The following is a 16,194-nucleotide window of genomic DNA, read 5'->3' as shown; positions in this document are numbered from 1 at the left end:
TTTATGTGTTAATGTGCAGCCAACCAATTGTCGCCTTCGCCAATTTCGACTACTATTGGAACAGTAGTTTTGATGGCGTTTGGCATTCGGTCTAGAATAATAGCTTTCATGATGTCTTTTTCAGTTTTTAAAACATCAAAAACCAACTCATCATGCACCTGCATAGTCATTGTAGATTTTAGGTTTTGCACTTTCATATCGTTATGGATATTGATCATTGCAATTTTAATCATATCTGCAGCAGAACCCTGTATTGGCGCATTAATGGCATTTCGTTCTGCAAAACCTCTTACCGTTTGGTTTGCAGAGTTAATATCGCGCAGGTAGCGCCTACGGCCCATAATCGTTTCTACGAAACCATTTTCGCGAGCAAAATTCATGGTGTCGCTCATGTAGCGTTTTATACCGGGATATTGAGCAAAATACTGTTCGATAATTTCTGCAGCCTCCTTACGCGGAATACCCAGATTTTGAGACAATCCAAATGCAGACTGGCCGTAAATAATACCGAAATTTACGGCTTTTGCATTTCTTCTTTGCGTGGAATCTACTTCTTCAATGCTTATGCCATACACTTTGGCGGCAGTAGCGGTATGAATGTCGATGCCTTTTGTAAATGCATCGAGCATGTTTTCTTCTTTACTGATATCGGCAATAATGCGAAGTTCAATTTGCGAATAATCTGCAGAGAGTAAGATGTGATTTTCATCTCTGGCGATAAATGCTTTTCTAACCTCGCGCCCGCGTTCTGTGCGGATGGGAATATTCTGTAAGTTTGGATTGTTGGAACTTAATCTTCCGGTGGCGGCAACGGCCTGATTGTAAGATGTGTGTACTCTTCCAGTTTTTGGATTTACCATTAATGGAAGCGCATCTACATACGTTGATTTTAGTTTCTGTAACTGGCGGAAATCCAGAATATCCTGTACAATATCACTTTTGCTTGCTAATGCGGTTAATACATCTTCACCAGTTTGATATTGGCCGGTTTTGGTTTTCTTCGCTTTAGGATCGAGTTGTAGTTTATCGAATAAAACTTCTCCCAATTGCTTCGGCGACGCCAGATTAAACTTGATACCGGCTTTATCGTATACATTTTGCTCAAACTTGATGATGTCTTTTTCCAGTTCGGCAGAATAATTTTTCAGCGTTTCTATATCAATTCTTACACCTTCCTTTTCAATATCGGCCAAAACATATACCAGTGGATTTTCTATTTCCTGAGCAAGTTTTGCTGCATTAAGTTCTTGTAATTTGGGTTCAAAAATATGCGCCAGTTGTAGCGTAACATCTGCATCTTCTGCAGCATAATCTACAACTTTCTCTACCGGAACATCGCGCATGGTGCCTTGGTTTTTGCCTTTTGGACCGATTAGCGTAGTGATGGAAATTGGCGTGTAACCAAGGTAATTTTCAGAAAGTACATCCATATTGTGGCGAGTATCCGGATCAATCAGATAATGCGCAAGCATCGTATCAAACAGTTTTCCTTTTACTTCCAGTCCGTACCATTTTAGAACCAGAATATCATATTTGGTATTCTGGCCGATTTTTTCAATGGCTTCATTTTCCAAAACAACTTTAAATTCGTTTACAATTTGCTGCGCTTCGTCTTTGGCGGCTGGCACCGGAATGTAATATCCCGTTCCGGGTTGCACCGAGAAAGATAAACCTACCAATTCGGCCATGTTGGCATCTGTTCCTGTGGTTTCGGTATCAAATGAGATTCTTTTTTCGGCCAACAACAACTTAATTAATTCGGCACGCTGCTCCGCAGTATCTATAAGCGTATAATTGTGTTCGGTATTGTCTATGTTTTTTGCAGGTAAAGGTTCTGCCGGTTCTTCTTCAATTGTATTGGAATAAGCAATCGTTTCTCCGGTTTGATTGCCGAAAAGATCTGTTTGTGTACCTTCTCCAAAACGTGCTGTGGTAACCGAAAAAGCATCACCAAAAACCCTTTTGCCGAGTGTACGAAACTCAAGTTCGGTAAATAAAGGTTCCAGTAAATCGCGGTCCGGATCACAAAGCTCCAGGCTTTGCTCATCCAATTCTACCGGAACATTTAATAAAATGGTAGCCAGTTTTTTAGAAATTAAACCTTGTTCTGCAAAATTTTCTACGTTTTCGCGTTGTTTGCCTTTAAGTTCATGGCTATGGGCGATAATGTTTTCCATAGAACCGTATTGTTTAATAAGCAATTTGGCTGTTTTTTCGCCAATTCCGGGGATTCCGGGAATGTTGTCTACAGCATCGCCCCATAATCCTAAAATATCGATTACCTGCAATACATTTTCAATTTCCCATTTGGCCAGAATTTCTTTAACGCCCAGAATTTCCATGTCATTTCCCATTCTGGCGGGTTTGTAAATGAATATATTTTCAGAAACAAGTTGAGCAAAATCTTTATCAGGTGTCATACAATAAACCTGATAACCTTTTAATTCTGCTTTTTTTGCTAATGTGCCAATAATATCATCGGCTTCATATCCATCAGACGTAATTACCGGAATGTTAAAGCCGGTAATCAGCTTGATTACATAAGGCATCGCGGCAGCCAAATCTTCTGGCATGGCTTGTCTGTGCGCTTTATAGGCTTCAAATTCTGTATGCCGCTCTGTTGGTGCTTCAGTGTCGAAAACTACAGCAATATGAGTGGGTTTTTCTTTCTTCAAAACATCCATTAATGTATTGGCAAAGCCCATAACTGCAGATGTATTGATACCTGTAGATGTAAATCTGGGGTTTTTACTAAGTGCAAAATGCGCCCGGTACATAAGCGCCATTCCATCCAAAAGAAAGAGTTTTTTCATAAAACCAAAGTTAATGCTTTCGCTAAACTTACGGCTAAATTTGGGTGTCTATTGTAAAAATTTCTAATTCTATGCTGTTTAAGGGCAAAATTACGTTTCTTTTAAAAACCCATTGATAGATATGAAATCGACACTGCTAGTTTTCTTCGTTTTAATCGCTGCCAAATTTGTTTCTGCGCAGGATTTTGTTGTAAAAAATAATGATGACGTGATCCGCGGAACGGTTAAGGGAACCGACTATTATTCAGTGTGGATTAGTGTGAATGATGAATCTGATGTTATCCTTTTGGCTAAAGATATTAAAAATTTCTTCTGGAATGGCAACACCTATTTAACCAAAGGTTTTGCAGGAAGAAAAACCATGGAATTTCGGTTTGTGAAAGTATTGGAGTACGGTAAAGTTAATTTATATGCATTCGGTGGAGAATCTCTTATGCCTGCCCAAAAAGAGAGAAAGGTTAGAATCCGACCGTCAGTTGGTATTGGCGCCGGAACCGGCGGTTTTGGCGGCGTTGGTATGGGCGGTGGAATTAGTATAGGCGCAGGCCGCGGTACGCCAGATTTACCTGCAGGGGCTGCTGCTGTTCGGTATTTTATTGAAAAACCAGGCGCAGGACCGCTTCAGGAAATTCCGATGAAAGCGATTACCGATGAAGACAAGAAAAATGCGGTACGCTCAATTTTACTACAAAAGCTTGGCGATCAGCCTGAATTCTTAAATAAAGTTGAAAGTAGTGCCGATTTTAACAGTCGTGATGTGATTAATCTTGTGCAGGAATACAATAAAAAATAGTCCTTTTTTATCTGGCGCAGCACTCGTTCAGATGGTCGTTAACCATTCCGGTTGCCTGCATAAAAGCGTAACAAATGGTGGTTCCGAAAAATTTGAATCCACGCTTTTTCATGTCTTTACTAATCTGATCAGAAATTTCTGTTCTTGCAGGTACATCTCCCATTGTGCGCACATTATTTAGTATCGGTTTTTTATCCGGCAGAAAATTCCAAATGTAGTTTGAAAAACTTCCAAATTCGTTTTGCAGAGAAATGAACAGTTTCGCATTTAAAATGGCACCAGAAATTTTGAGTTTGTTTCGGATAATTCCACTGTCTGCCAGTAAACGTTCTACATCTATTTCGTTAAAGCTGGCAACTTTCTGTACGTCAAAATTTGCAAATGCATTTCTATAATTCTCACGCCGTTTCAAAATCGTAATCCAGCTTAAACCGGCTTGTGCGCCTTCTAAAATCAGAAATTCAAAAAGTATTTTGTCGTCATATACCGGTTTGCCCCATTCTTCATCGTGATAGTTTAAGTATAGCGGGTCGTTGGTGCACCACGCGCAGCGTATTTTTGCAATTGGTTGGGCAGGCTGAGACATTTCGTTTTGTATTTAATGTGTTGGCGAAACAGATCTAATCATTCAAAATTGAGGTCTCAAATTAAGCATTAAGCTCGTCCCAATATTCAACTGCACGTCTGTAATGCGGAATCACAATGCTTCCACCAACAAGATTTGCAATCATAAATATCTCATTCATTTCTTCACTGTTTACACCGGCGTCAAAACATTTTCCAAGGTGATATTTGATACAGTCATCGCAACGTAAAACCATTGATGCAACCAAACCCAGCATTTCTTTTGTCTTAACATCTAGTGCGCCCTCTGCGTAGGAAGTGGTGTCTAAAGCAAAGAAACGTTTGATGTTTGTATTTGCCGTTTCCATTATCCTATCGTTCATTTTTTCACGATAGCCATTAAATTCTTCTACAAGCTTTCCCATATCATGTAAATGTTTTTGTGTTTTGTATTGTTTGCATTTTTATCAGAAAGGCTGTAAAAACGGATCTCAGCCCGCGTTCAGCTGTTTAAATAATTTCTTCAATCGGGTTCCAGAAAACCGTTTTAAATTTCTGTACTTTATCATTTTTTACTGTAACCCCTTCATTGGCCAAAAGCTCTTCCATAAGTTCTGGCGGACTGAAATGAAATTTTCCGGTTAGTAAACCGCTGCTGTTTACCACTCTATGTGCAGGTACTTTTGGATGAGCCGCGCCAGCGTAGCGCATAGCATAGCCAACCATTCTGGATGATTTTGCCGCGCCTAAACTTTTGGCGATGGCGCCATAAGAAGTAACTCTCCCTTTCGGGATTAAGCGCGCAATTTCATAAACCTGCTCATAGAAATTGGTATCCATAATTATTCAAATGAAAATTGTATGTAATTGATGTTTTTATCGTGCAATAAATACTTCTTTTCATAATAGGTTTTGATTGATAAAACCTCGTCTGCCAGATCAGAAGTATATAAGTGATCGGTATTCTTATGAATTTTTAATCCCAATTCCGCCACTTTTTCACAAGTGTAGGCATATAAATCATCGTTATCCGTTTTCAGGTTTACGCGGCCACCGGTATGAAGAATGGTTTTATAGCGTTCTAAAAATGCCGGAAAAGTGAGGCGTTTTTTCTCCCGACTAATCTGAGGCTGAGGATCTGGAAAAGTAATCCAAATTTCGTCAATCTCTCCTTTTTCAAAGTAATCTAAAAGGTTTTCAATCTGGATTCTTAAAAAAGCAACATTATCAATTCCTTCTTCTAAAGCTGTTTTCGCACCTCTCCAAATTCTGTTTCCTTTGTAATCTACACCAATAAAGTTTTTCTCCGGAAAAAGTTTCGCCAGATTTACCGTGTATTCTCCCTTTCCACAAGCCAACTCAAGTACAACAGGTTGTTCATTTTTAAAATGTGTTTTTGCCCATTGTCCCTTCAGTACCTTTCCTTCGTCTAATTGATATACGTTTGCGAAAGTTTCAATTTCTGCAAAACGTCTAAGTTTATCTTTACCCAATTGTATTTTTTTAGGGCAAAAATACAATTTATAAGCTATTCTCTGGTCATTTTCTGTTGCCTAAGCTCTTCTTTTTCTTTTGAGTGTCGTACTTTTGGCTAATTTTATACCGTGGAAAAAAACGCAAAGATATATATAGCCGGCCACCGTGGGATGGTAGGATCGGCAATTCATAGAAAGTTGATTAAAGAAGGCTATGAGAACATCGTAACCAAAACATCATCAGAACTGGATTTGAGAAATCAAACAGCTGTAGATGAATTTTTTCTGAAAGAAAAACCCGATTACGTATTCTTAGCCGCAGCTAAAGTTGGTGGTATTGTTGCAAATAATACTTACCGTGCAGATTTTCTGTATGAAAATTTAGCGATCCAAAACAATGTAATCCACAACGCTTATACCAACGGCGTAAAAAAGCTAATGTTTTTAGGGTCCAGCTGTATTTATCCGAAACTTGCACCACAACCATTAAAAGAAGATTATCTGTTAACCGGAACGCTTGAACATACCAATGAACCATATGCAATTGCGAAAATTGCCGGTATAAAAATGTGCGATGCTTACCGAGATCAGTATGGCTGTAATTTTGTTTCTGTAATGCCAACAAACCTTTACGGTTATAATGATAATTACCATCCGCAAAACTCACATGTTTTGCCTGCGCTGATTAGAAAGGTGCATGAAGCTAAAATAAATGGCGATGCAGAAATTGTAGTTTGGGGATCTGGTGCGCCAATGCGCGAGTTCCTTTTTGCTGATGATCTTGCAGATGCCTGTTATTTCCTGATGGAAAATTACAATGAATCCAACCTGATTAATATTGGTACCGGGCACGATTTAACCATTAAAGATTTGGCCTTGCTGATTAAAGATGTATTGGGGTACGAAGGAAACCTCGTATTTGATACCAGTAAACCAGATGGCACGCCACGTAAACTGATGGATGTATCTAAGTTGCACAATCTTGGCTGGAAACATCAGGTTGAGCTGCGCGAAGGTATTGCATTGGCTTATCAGGACTTTGAAAGCAGATATTAATCGGTTGCGTAAAGGCGAATAATTTACTCGGCGTCAAAATTTAATTATGCAAGATAATGGTATAGTTAAAATTTATATCTTTATAATAGTGAATAAATTTTAACTATATGACTTTAGTTCAGCTAGAATATATTGTGGCCGTAGATACTTACCGGAGTTTTGTTACGGCAGCAGAAAAGTGTTTTGTAACCCAACCTACTTTAAGTATGCAGGTACAAAAACTGGAAGAACTGCTAAATGTGAAAATATTTGATCGCAGTAAACAACCAGTAACTCCAACAGAAATTGGTACTCAGATTGTTGCGCAGGCACGGATTGTTTTACAAGAAAGCGGAAAAATTAAAGAGCTCATCAACAGTCAGCAACAAGATGTTCTGGGCGAGCTTAGAATTGGTGTAATCCCAACAGTTGCACCTTATTTACTGCCTAAAGTCATTTCATCTATGATGGAGAAGTATCCTGAATTGAAATTGCTGATCTGGGAGTATACAACTGAAGATATTATCCATCATCTTAAGACCGGTGTTTTAGATTGCGGTATTCTGGCAACACCTTTGTCTGACAGCAATGTGAGCGAGATCCCATTGTATTACGAAAATTTTGTGAGCTATATCAGTAAAACCAGTAAGCTGTACAAGAAGAAAGCGGTAGATGCTGAAGATTTGAACGAAGAAAATATCTGGCTGCTAAATGAAGGACATTGCATGCGCAACCAGGTTTTGAACATTTGCAGGTCTACTAAAAACAATCGGATGCCGGGTTTAGAATACAACACCGGAAGCGTAGAAACATTGGTTCGCATGGTAGATTTGAATGGCGGCGCAACCCTATTGCCAGAGCTGGCTATTGATGAGTTGAACACCAAGCAACTCAGTAAAGTACGTTATTTTAAATTGCCTGAGCCTGTGCGGGAAATTAGTTTGGTTACACATAAAAACTTCATCAAAAAACGGATGCTAAATGCTTTGAAAGATGAAATTCTGGAAGTAATCCCAAAGGCGATGAAACAAAAAAAGAAAAAAGATATTGTTGGGATTTAGCGTCTAAAAACCAAAAACGTATAAAATGCAAAAGCCTTCATAATTGAAGGCTTTTCTGCTAATTAATATTTTGTTTTTCAAGCGGTGGGCCAGATAGAAGTCCGCTGATATCACCTTGTACTTCTTCTTCCTCTTTATCACCTTTTTTCTTTTTCTTTTTGCTTTTATTGCTTAACCGGTCTTCAATCAATTTATCATAATCGGTTTGCTGGTTGCCTTTCAAAACATTGCGGATGTTCTTCTGAGTTTCGTTTTGTAGTTTGTAATATTTATCTACATCGTCTTCTCGTGGTGCGCCGGTTTGTTGTCTTTTTATCAATTCTGCCTGTTCTTTAGCCTGGTTGTAGGTAAAGTTGTAAATCAAACTTTTTTGTGTTGCATTTAATTTAAGTTTTTTATCCAGATCTTCAACATTCTTTTTCGCAATTTCATCTGGCGTAGGCATTTTTGGTTGTTGCTGTTGTGCTTGCGCCATTCCAGTAATACCAACCAAAACTAAAAATAAAAATATAACCCTCTTCATGTTTAATATTTTAGAGTTACGAAGGTAACGAAATATCTTATAAATAAAAAAGTCCACAAATTTGACTTTGTGGACTTCTGAATTATTTATGCATCAATTACAATGCTTTTTTGTACAGTTCTGCAACAGCATCCCAGTTTACAACATTCCAGATTGCAGCTAAGTAATCCGGGCGTTTGTTCTGGTATTTTAAGTAATATGCGTGTTCCCAGACATCAATACCGAAAATTGGAGTGCCTTTTACTTCAGCAACATCCATTAAAGGATTATCTTGGTTTGGCGTTGAAGAAACTTGAAGTTTTTTATCTGCACCAACAGACAACCAAGCCCAACCAGAACCGAAACGGGTAGCGCCAGCTTCTTGCAATTTAGTTTTTAACTCTGCAAATGAACCAAATGCTTCGTTAATTGCTTTTGCTAAATCTCCTGTAGGTTCGCCACCTTTATTTGGGCCTAAAACGTTCCAGAATAATGAGTGATTATAATGACCACCACCATTGTTTCTAACAGCAGCAGGATATTTAGAGATATTTTTTACAATTTCTTCGATGCTTAAACTCGCTTCAGGTTTGCCTTCTACCGCTTTATTCAAGTTGGTAACGTAAGCCTGGTGATGTTTGTCATGGTGAATTTCCATGGTTGTTTTATCGATATGCGGTTCTAATGCATCAGTTGCGTAGTGTAACGCAGGTAATTCAAAAGCCATAATGGTTATGTTTTAAGATTTAAAAATGTTTCTTGTAGCAAATATAACATTACAAGGTTAAGATTTGTTCATGTTATTATCATCATAATCTTTTTTTGCGTGTTGTAAAAAGCTATCCTTGCTAGGCCGTTTAAGTGCTTTATCTTCTTCGGGCAAAAAAATCTTTCATTAACTGTACGCATTCATCGGCAAGTATGCCGCCGGTTAATTCTGTTTTTGGGTGTAGCAAATTGGAACCTTTAGAAATGAAGCCTCGTTTTTCTTCGCGCGCACCGTAAACAATTCGGCTAATCTGTGTCCAATAGCTTGCACCTGCACACATTACGCAAGGTTCTATGGTTACATAAAGCGTACAGTCTTTTAGGTATTTACCACCAAGAGTTTGTGCTGCAGAAGTAAAAGCCTGCATTTCTGCATGTGCTGTAACATCATTAAAACGTTCTGTAAGGTTGTATCCGCGGCCAACAATACGGTTTTTGCACACTACAATGGCGCCGATGGGAATTTCTTCTTCTGCGAGCGCTTTTTTGGCTTCTGTAATGGCCATGTTCATGTAATGAATATCTTCTGAACTTTTATCGCCAGTATTTTCGAAATTGTAAAAACTCATTTTATTACATCATTTTGCTGCCATCAGGCACTTTTCCCTGAAGCGAAGTGAGTACAATATCGCCTTGCTCATCAGCGAAACCGGTAACCAGAAATTCAGACATAAATTTGCCAATTTGCTTTTTGGGAAAATTGACCACGCCGATAATTTGTTTGCCGATGAGTTCTTCTTTTGTATAATGTTTGGTGATTTGCGCACTACTCATTTTGATGCCCAAAGGGCCAAAATCGACCTTTAATTTGTATGCGGGTTTCCGGGCTTCCGGGAAATCGAAAACTTCTAATACCGTGCCTGCGCAAAGCGCTACTTTTTCGAAATCAGACCAATTAATCTCTGCCATATTTTATTTTCTGTTTTAACCAGGATTGCCTGCCATATGTTGAACTTAAAACAGATCAGTTTTTGTTATTTTGCAGGCAGTTTTTTATTGGGAACAAGGCCCGTCTGGAATGTCTTTAGTAATTTTTACCACTTTGGTTACTACAAGAGTTGAATCAAAATCCGCTGAAATCGCAGTGGTGTCCGATTTTATAAAAAAGCCTTCCAGCTCTACATAAACCGGCTCGTAAGGTTTCTCAAAGTTTAAATTGCTGTAAGATAGCTCTAATTTTTTTACGCTGTCTGTTACCCAAAACTCACGACCATCTTCGCAAAGCGTAAACGATTTCATTTCAGGGCCAAAACTATACAAGCCTTTAACCAGCTTGGTTTGGTTTTTGGTTTCATCAGTTTTTTCTGTAGGGTTACAAGCCGTTAGCAATAAACCAACAGATACAGCAAGTACCATTATCGACTTAAATAATTTCATTCTTATATAGTTTGGTTGACCTGATCAATCTTTTTTACACTCAAATTGGATGACAAAGCAGATGCCAAAAATGAGAAAATCCCTACAGTGGCAAACACTAAAACAAAATCTTTCCATTTTAATCCAATGGGATAAGAACTGACCAGCGCACCATCTCCCATCTTTATAATTCCGAAGTGATGCTGGATGAAGTAAAATATTAAACCAATAATCAGTCCGAGTACGCAGCCTGTCATGGTAATCATCATTCCTTCAAAAAGAAAAATTCTCTTAATTAAACCTTTGCTTGCGCCAAGGCTACTCAGGATAGCAACATCTTTTACTTTATCAATTACCAGCATGGTTAACGAACCGATAATATTAAATATAGCAATAATTAAAATAAAGGTTAAGATGATGTAGACTGCCCACTTTTCTGTCGTTAAAATATGGTAAAGCGATCGGTTTTGCTCTGCCTGGTTTCTCACTTCGTATGATTTGCCAAGCTTTTCTTTTGCCACTTTCTGAAACTCATCCATATCTGCGTTAGGTTTCAGGTTTATTTCAATAGACGAAACATTAACACTGTCGTCTAAAAGTTTTCTGGCAAAATTAAGCGGAACGATAATGCCATTATCAAATTCTTGTTGTACTTCAAAAACGCCACTTACTCTGATGTTTTGAGTAATGAAATCATCGGTTGGATTTAAGCTGTTTGCGGAAATGTTTTTTCGAGGAGAGAAAATTTCCAGCTCCGTAAATGGATCCATCGTGTTGATAGACAGGTAAGTCTGCAAAGCAGAGCCGATTACTGCGTTATTTCCATTTGCATTTTGAAGAACAAATCGCCCTTCCAGTATTGTACTGTCTAGTTTTGCGTTTTTAAGGTAATCGGCGCTTACACCTTTCACCATACCAACGGCTTGTTTGTTGTTGTATTTAAGTAAGGCGTTCTCTTGCAAGACTTCAGTAAATGAAAAAATTTCGGGGCTTTTTTTCAGGTTCTGTATGGTCGGACTATTAGGATTAAAGGTTTTTCCGGAGGCTGGTGTAATGGCAATATTCGGAGTAATGGTATCAAACATGTTCAATACCGTATTTTCTAGGCCGTTAAATACCGATAGTATAATAATTAAAGCTGCACTTCCCACCATTACACCAACCATAGAAATGCCCGAAATCAGGTTAATGGCATTGGTTGATTTTTTTGCAAAGAGGTATCGCTTTGCGATATAAAATGATGTGTTCACTAGGGTAAATTTAAGTAAAATGCTCGGCGAAAAAATACGCAATATCTTATGCACAAATTACACGCCATATTGGCTGTAATTTGTACGTATTTGTTTTTTAAAAAAACGGATTGTGTTGTTTTTCAAAACCTACCGATGTTGATGGCCCGTGGCCGGGATATACGACAGTTTCATCTGGCAGGGTGAAAATGTTATCCTCGATATTTTTAATGAGTTCCGCGTGGTTGCCGCCAGGAAGATCTGTTCTGCCTATGCTGCCGTAAAATAAAACATCGCCGCCTATTAAAAAGCCATCTGCTTTACTGTAAAAGCAAAGGTGTGCAGGCGAATGGCCGGGCGCAAATATCAGGCTAAGAGAACTTTGGCCAAAATGGATTTCTCCTTCTGTTGGCAAAAAAGTTTCTGGTAAAGGAGAAAGTTCATAACGCGTAAAACCCATTGAAGGTGCATAACCCGGAATGGCTTCAATTATAGGCAGTTCGCCTTCATGAAACTGCGGTTTTAGATTCCAGGTATCGCAAACAAATTTATTCCCGAAAACATGATCCAGATGGCAATGTGTATTTAACAATAAAACCGGTTTCAGCGCATTTTCGCGGATATATGATGCAAGGCTGTTTTGCTCGGAAGCTTCATACATTCCGGGATCAATAATTACACATTCTTTGGTTTCATCATGCAGAACGTAGGTATTTTCGCCATAGGCATTAAACGTAAATACTTGTATGTTGATCATGTAATATGTTTTTTAAGGGTTTTTTTATTTTTTCCAACGGAAAGACGCAATCATAGTGTCTATGTCTTTCTTAATGAAATTGATAACAGGTTCAATAGAATCATATTGCGGCCTTTCATTGAAATATAAAGCGCCACGAAAATAATTTTTAGCACTGTCTGTAAGAAAAAACTGCACAGATGATGCCGTGTTTCCTTGTATGGCATAATAAATTCCATACACGTTTCGCTCCGGGTAACTGATTAGTTTCTGATCAATTGCACTTGCTTTTATAGTGTGTTTAAATGCCAATTCGCGTGCGTATTCTACCAGTTTGTCGTATTCCTGTTTTCCAGTTACGTCATAATATGTTAAATGTAAGTATCCGTTAAATGCAGTATAATGTAAGTTATACCAATATTTGCCAGCATCTCTGCCTTTATATTTTTCTGCTTTCGCATATACAGGATAGCTGAACGCGTAAGGCGCATTATCTGTAAAAGTCTGATACTTCTTTTCTGGATATACAATTCTAAAATAGCCTCTGGGTTTGGGGCTGTAATCTCTATCCTGGCAAGCGCTTGCATACAATATGGCCAGAATAGAAAACAGATAAAGGCTTTTTAATTTCATTGTATTTTTTCAGTTAAACGGGACCTGCAATTAACGGAATTAAAAACTATTTATTCCAGATTATCCACGATTTTTCTGCCTGCTTGTGTAGCATTTCCAAGCCATTTTTGATGGCGCCGCCATTTGCCGCAACCTTGGTTAAAAAAGCAGTCTCCAAGGGATTGTAAACCAAATCATAAGCCAGATGTTTTGCCCCGATGTAAGAATAATCAATTTCTGGATAAGTGTCAATATTTGGCGACATACCCAACGGTGTACTGTTGATTAACACGGTATGGCTTTTTAAAATGTCTGGAGTAATCTCAGCATATAAAATTGCTCCTGGAGTCGGTTTTCTAACTACAGTAATGTAGGAAATGCCAAGCTTTTCTAAAACGTATTTTACCGCTTTTGTTGCGCCGCCATCGCCAAAAATAAGTGCTTTGGTATGATGGGGTTTGAGAAATGGTTTTATAGATTCTTCAAATCCATAAGCATCGGTATTGTAGCCTTTCAGGTAACTTTCGCCTTCGAAATGATTGATAGAAATACAGTTTACAGCACCAATTTGTTCTGCAGCGGCATCAATTTCATTTAAAAAGGGAAGGACATTTACCTTATGCGGAATGGTTACATTTAAGCCGCGAAGATCTGGATTGGCAATAAGTTCGCCCAGGTCATCTATATTTTCTATCGGATAAAGTTCGTATTGATGATCGGCAATGCCTTCATTCAGAAATTTTTCGGTAAAATATTTTTTCGAAAAAGAATGAGATAGCGGGAAGCCAATTAAGCCATAAGTCTTCATAATATAAAATTAGCGCCAAAACAATACAGGAAACCACCTTTAACGTTTAGTTAAGGCTGTTTCCTGTATGGATACGGTATGGAGTGTATTATTTTCCTAAATTCAAGAAATGATCGAAAGTATCACCTCTTAATCCTAATCGAATGGTTTCCAATGGGATAACTTCTGCTGGTGCGATATTGCCTAAATTAACATTTGCACCAATAAGTTTGATAAACCAAACCTGTTGTTCTTTTTGAGGCGCTTCCCAGATAATGGTTTCTTCAGGGATTTGTGTCAGAATTTCATCTACCAAACCTTCACGCACTTCGCCACTTCCGCGGTAGATGCCAACATTTCCGCCTTCACGTGCTTCCGCAATTACTTTCCATGAGCCTGCCTGGATTTCTGCCTGCATCAATTTAATCCACTTATAAGGTGCAAAAATCTTTGCAGCATCTTTACTTCCTACTTCGGAGATTACAGTTACCTGCGAGGATAGTTTTCTAATGTATTCGCATTTGCGATCGTGCTCAATTTCAATAGAACCATCAGAAACTTCTGCGTATTCCATTCCATATTGATCTAAAACGCGTTGATAATCTTCAAACTGGTTTCGGATAACGAAGGCTTCAAAAAGTGTTCCTCCAAAATATGTTGGTATGCCTGCACTTCTGTACAAAGCTAGTTTTTCTTTCAGGTTTGGGGTAACGTGAGAGGTTGCCCAACCGAGTTTTACAACGTCTGTATGTACGCCGGCAACTTCGATAAAATCTTCAACCTGGCGTAAGCTCAATCCTTTATCCATTACCATGGTCAACCCTTTTTGACGCGGTTTGGCTGGACGTTCAGGAACGTTTAATAATGGGTAATTCATATGCGTACAAAAGTGAAAAAAAAATTACGATTTATTTGTTAAATTTTTCTCACAAGGCTGTTACCTGATATATCTGTTAATTACGTTTAAAATTGCACTGTTATCCTGCAATTGCGGCAGGTACTCAAAAAGGATATAATGTTTGTCCGGATCTGTAGTTAAAGCAGTTTCCAGATAACCCAGGGCATCATTGTAATTGCCAAGTGCAAACAGGTATGCAACCATTCTGTAATACAATTCTGCGGCTTCCGGATTATTTTTTATGGCTTGAGCCATGGTTTCAGAAGCTTCAAGCAATTTCCCCTGTTCGTATAAAACAGTGCTGAAATCTAGCCAGGCTTCTACATCCACCGGATTAAGTTCCAATACTTTTTCATAAGCATCAATAGATTCATCTATCTGCCCAAGTTTATAATAGGCATCTGCCATGGCAAACCAGAAATCCGGATTTTCTGCTTCAAGATCAATTGCTTTTTTATAAAAATGTAACGATTCGAAGTAGCGTTCCTCAAAATTCAGGGTTACACCAATCCCAAACCAGCCATCGGCCATTTTTGGATCCATCTTAACCGATTTTTTGTAATATGAGCGGGCTTCGTCCATTTTTTCCAGCTTTTCGTAACACTCGCCAATCGCGCAGTACGTATCTGCATTGGGTTGCTCGTATTCAAAAGTCTGTTTGTAAACTTCTATCGCTTCCGCATATTTATCCAATTGCACAAGTGCATTTCCTTTATTAAAATAAGCCGAGCTGAAATCTTCTTTGATCAGGATGGCGTAATCATAAGCATCTATGGCTTTTTCCCATAAACTGAGTTTGTGATAGCTGTTGCCTAAATTATACCATGCCGCGTAAGAGTACGGATCTGTATCAATATATTGCTGGTAAAATTTGATGCTTTCTTCTTGTTTGTCTAAAACGTCATAACAAAATGCGAGTTCATAAAGGCCGTCCTGGTTTTCCATATTCTGTTCCAGGCTGAGCTTGATGTAAGTGATTGCACTTTCATAATCAGACATGCTTTGGTAAACGTAAGCCATTTGCAGCAGTATCTCATCTGTTGTTTCCGCCAGTCCGAGGGCTTTTTCATAATTTTCCAGCGCTTCTGCATATCTTTCCGTGTTTTGAAAAATATTTCCGCGCAGTAAGTAGATGTCTGGTTCTGATGGCTCTAAAAGCTCTGCTTTATTTAGCGCAAGAAAAGCTTTCTCATGGTTGTTGGTTAAAATGTAAAGATGAGCCTGTTTAATTAAGAAAACTGTTGCATAAGGATGTTGGCTAATTGCGTAGTCTACAACTTCTAGTGCCTTTACCGGATCATTTTTCTCAATGTAAAAATCGACAATGTATTCAAAAGCGTGCGCATCGAAAAAATACTGATCCTTGTTGCGGAGCATTTCTTCATAACGTTCAACCGAGCGTTGTGCGTCTTCGTTGGATTCAAAAAAGAACTCTTCTTCCATATCATTAAAATTAAAGAACCGTGCCAAATGGCATAAAAACACATTATAAGTTTACAATAATAAATGTTCCATTTTTGAAATAATTATTAACAACCTATTGCTGAAAAGTTGTAAACTCTTGT

The 16,194-nt window shown here is 38.4% G+C and carries 19 protein-coding genes; 3 read left to right on the top strand and 16 right to left on the bottom strand.

Annotated features, from left to right (window positions below; all coding sequences use genetic code 11):
* Positions 1-8 precede the first annotated feature (8 nt).
* A complete protein-coding gene (gene polA / locus ACJVDH_RS19245) occupies positions 9-2,813 on the bottom strand; it encodes a DNA polymerase I (RefSeq protein ID WP_443945026.1) in 2,805 nt (934 codons plus the stop codon).
* Positions 2,814-2,934: 121 nt separating this feature from the next.
* Between polA and ACJVDH_RS19240 the strand changes: the two genes are divergently transcribed.
* The gene (locus ACJVDH_RS19240) at positions 2,935-3,606 is read left to right on the top strand and encodes a hypothetical protein (protein WP_443945025.1); all 672 of its coding nucleotides are present in this window, start codon (positions 2,935-2,937) and stop codon (positions 3,604-3,606) included.
* A 7-nt stretch (positions 3,607-3,613) separates the two neighbouring features.
* Here the strand turns inward: ACJVDH_RS19240 and ACJVDH_RS19235 are convergent, their stop codons facing one another.
* The 4 genes from ACJVDH_RS19235 to trmB form a co-directional block, all read right to left on the bottom strand.
* On the bottom strand, positions 3,614-4,192 hold the full coding sequence (locus ACJVDH_RS19235) for a DNA-3-methyladenine glycosylase I (RefSeq protein WP_443945024.1): 579 nt from the start codon (positions 4,190-4,192) through the stop codon (positions 3,614-3,616).
* Between the two features lie 61 nt (positions 4,193-4,253).
* Positions 4,254-4,595, bottom strand: coding sequence for a carboxymuconolactone decarboxylase family protein (locus tag ACJVDH_RS19230; RefSeq protein WP_443945023.1), 342 nt, complete (start codon positions 4,593-4,595; stop codon positions 4,254-4,256).
* A gap of 85 nt (positions 4,596-4,680) precedes the next feature.
* The gene (locus tag ACJVDH_RS19225; protein ID WP_443945022.1) at positions 4,681-5,010 is read right to left on the bottom strand and encodes an MGMT family protein; all 330 of its coding nucleotides are present in this window, start codon (positions 5,008-5,010) and stop codon (positions 4,681-4,683) included.
* A 2-nt stretch (positions 5,011-5,012) separates the two neighbouring features.
* Entirely contained in the window at positions 5,013-5,663 is a 651-nt protein-coding gene (gene trmB / locus ACJVDH_RS19220) for a tRNA (guanosine(46)-N7)-methyltransferase TrmB (protein ID WP_443945021.1), read from the bottom strand.
* Positions 5,664-5,774: 111 nt separating this feature from the next.
* On the opposite strand from trmB, the gene fcl reads away from it, so the two are divergent.
* Both fcl and ACJVDH_RS19210 read left to right on the top strand, forming a co-directional pair.
* Positions 5,775-6,701: a GDP-L-fucose synthase gene (fcl, locus tag ACJVDH_RS19215; protein ID WP_443945020.1), complete on the top strand. Its 927-nt coding sequence runs from the start codon at positions 5,775-5,777 to the stop codon at positions 6,699-6,701.
* 107 nt (positions 6,702-6,808) lie between these two features.
* Positions 6,809-7,741 (top strand): LysR substrate-binding domain-containing protein, encoded by a 933-nt coding sequence (locus ACJVDH_RS19210; protein WP_443945019.1) that lies wholly within the window; start codon positions 6,809-6,811, stop codon positions 7,739-7,741.
* Positions 7,742-7,799: 58 nt separating this feature from the next.
* Here ACJVDH_RS19210 and ACJVDH_RS19205 read toward each other — a convergent pair whose 3' ends face one another.
* From ACJVDH_RS19205 to ACJVDH_RS19155, 11 genes are all read right to left on the bottom strand, one after another.
* Positions 7,800-8,264 carry a hypothetical protein gene (locus ACJVDH_RS19205; RefSeq protein WP_443945018.1) on the bottom strand — a complete coding sequence of 155 codons (465 nt, stop codon included), beginning with the start codon at positions 8,262-8,264 and terminating at the stop codon, positions 7,800-7,802.
* 97 nt (positions 8,265-8,361) lie between these two features.
* Positions 8,362-8,970 (bottom strand): superoxide dismutase, encoded by a 609-nt coding sequence (locus ACJVDH_RS19200; RefSeq protein ID WP_443945017.1) that lies wholly within the window; start codon positions 8,968-8,970, stop codon positions 8,362-8,364.
* Positions 8,971-9,109: 139 nt separating this feature from the next.
* Positions 9,110-9,580 (bottom strand): nucleoside deaminase, encoded by a 471-nt coding sequence (locus tag ACJVDH_RS19195; protein ID WP_443945016.1) that lies wholly within the window; start codon positions 9,578-9,580, stop codon positions 9,110-9,112.
* A 4-nt stretch (positions 9,581-9,584) separates the two neighbouring features.
* The gene (locus ACJVDH_RS19190) at positions 9,585-9,920 is read right to left on the bottom strand and encodes a tRNA-binding protein (protein WP_443945015.1); all 336 of its coding nucleotides are present in this window, start codon (positions 9,918-9,920) and stop codon (positions 9,585-9,587) included.
* A gap of 84 nt (positions 9,921-10,004) precedes the next feature.
* Positions 10,005-10,388 (bottom strand): hypothetical protein, encoded by a 384-nt coding sequence (locus tag ACJVDH_RS19185; RefSeq protein WP_443945014.1) that lies wholly within the window; start codon positions 10,386-10,388, stop codon positions 10,005-10,007.
* A gap of 2 nt (positions 10,389-10,390) precedes the next feature.
* Positions 10,391-11,617, bottom strand: a complete 1,227-nt coding sequence (locus ACJVDH_RS19180) for an ABC transporter permease (RefSeq protein WP_443945013.1) — start codon at positions 11,615-11,617, stop codon at positions 10,391-10,393.
* Between the two features lie 97 nt (positions 11,618-11,714).
* Positions 11,715-12,353, bottom strand: coding sequence for an MBL fold metallo-hydrolase (locus tag ACJVDH_RS19175; RefSeq protein WP_443945012.1), 639 nt, complete (start codon positions 12,351-12,353; stop codon positions 11,715-11,717).
* Between the two features lie 24 nt (positions 12,354-12,377).
* Positions 12,378-12,965, bottom strand: a complete 588-nt coding sequence (gldD, locus tag ACJVDH_RS19170; RefSeq protein ID WP_443945011.1) for a gliding motility lipoprotein GldD — start codon at positions 12,963-12,965, stop codon at positions 12,378-12,380.
* 46 nt (positions 12,966-13,011) lie between these two features.
* Positions 13,012-13,752 carry a shikimate dehydrogenase family protein gene (locus tag ACJVDH_RS19165; protein WP_443945010.1) on the bottom strand — a complete coding sequence of 247 codons (741 nt, stop codon included), beginning with the start codon at positions 13,750-13,752 and terminating at the stop codon, positions 13,012-13,014.
* Positions 13,753-13,840: 88 nt separating this feature from the next.
* On the bottom strand, positions 13,841-14,608 hold the full coding sequence (locus ACJVDH_RS19160) for a phosphosulfolactate synthase (RefSeq protein ID WP_443945009.1): 768 nt from the start codon (positions 14,606-14,608) through the stop codon (positions 13,841-13,843).
* 60 nt (positions 14,609-14,668) lie between these two features.
* Positions 14,669-16,072 (bottom strand): tetratricopeptide repeat protein, encoded by a 1,404-nt coding sequence (locus ACJVDH_RS19155; RefSeq protein ID WP_443945008.1) that lies wholly within the window; start codon positions 16,070-16,072, stop codon positions 14,669-14,671.
* Between the last annotated feature and the right edge of the window lie 122 nt (positions 16,073-16,194).

It is taken from the genome of Pedobacter terrestris (assembly GCF_052343045.1).
Taxonomy (GTDB): domain Bacteria; phylum Bacteroidota; class Bacteroidia; order Sphingobacteriales; family Sphingobacteriaceae; genus Pedobacter.
This window is presented reverse-complemented; position numbering and strand designations above follow the sequence as displayed.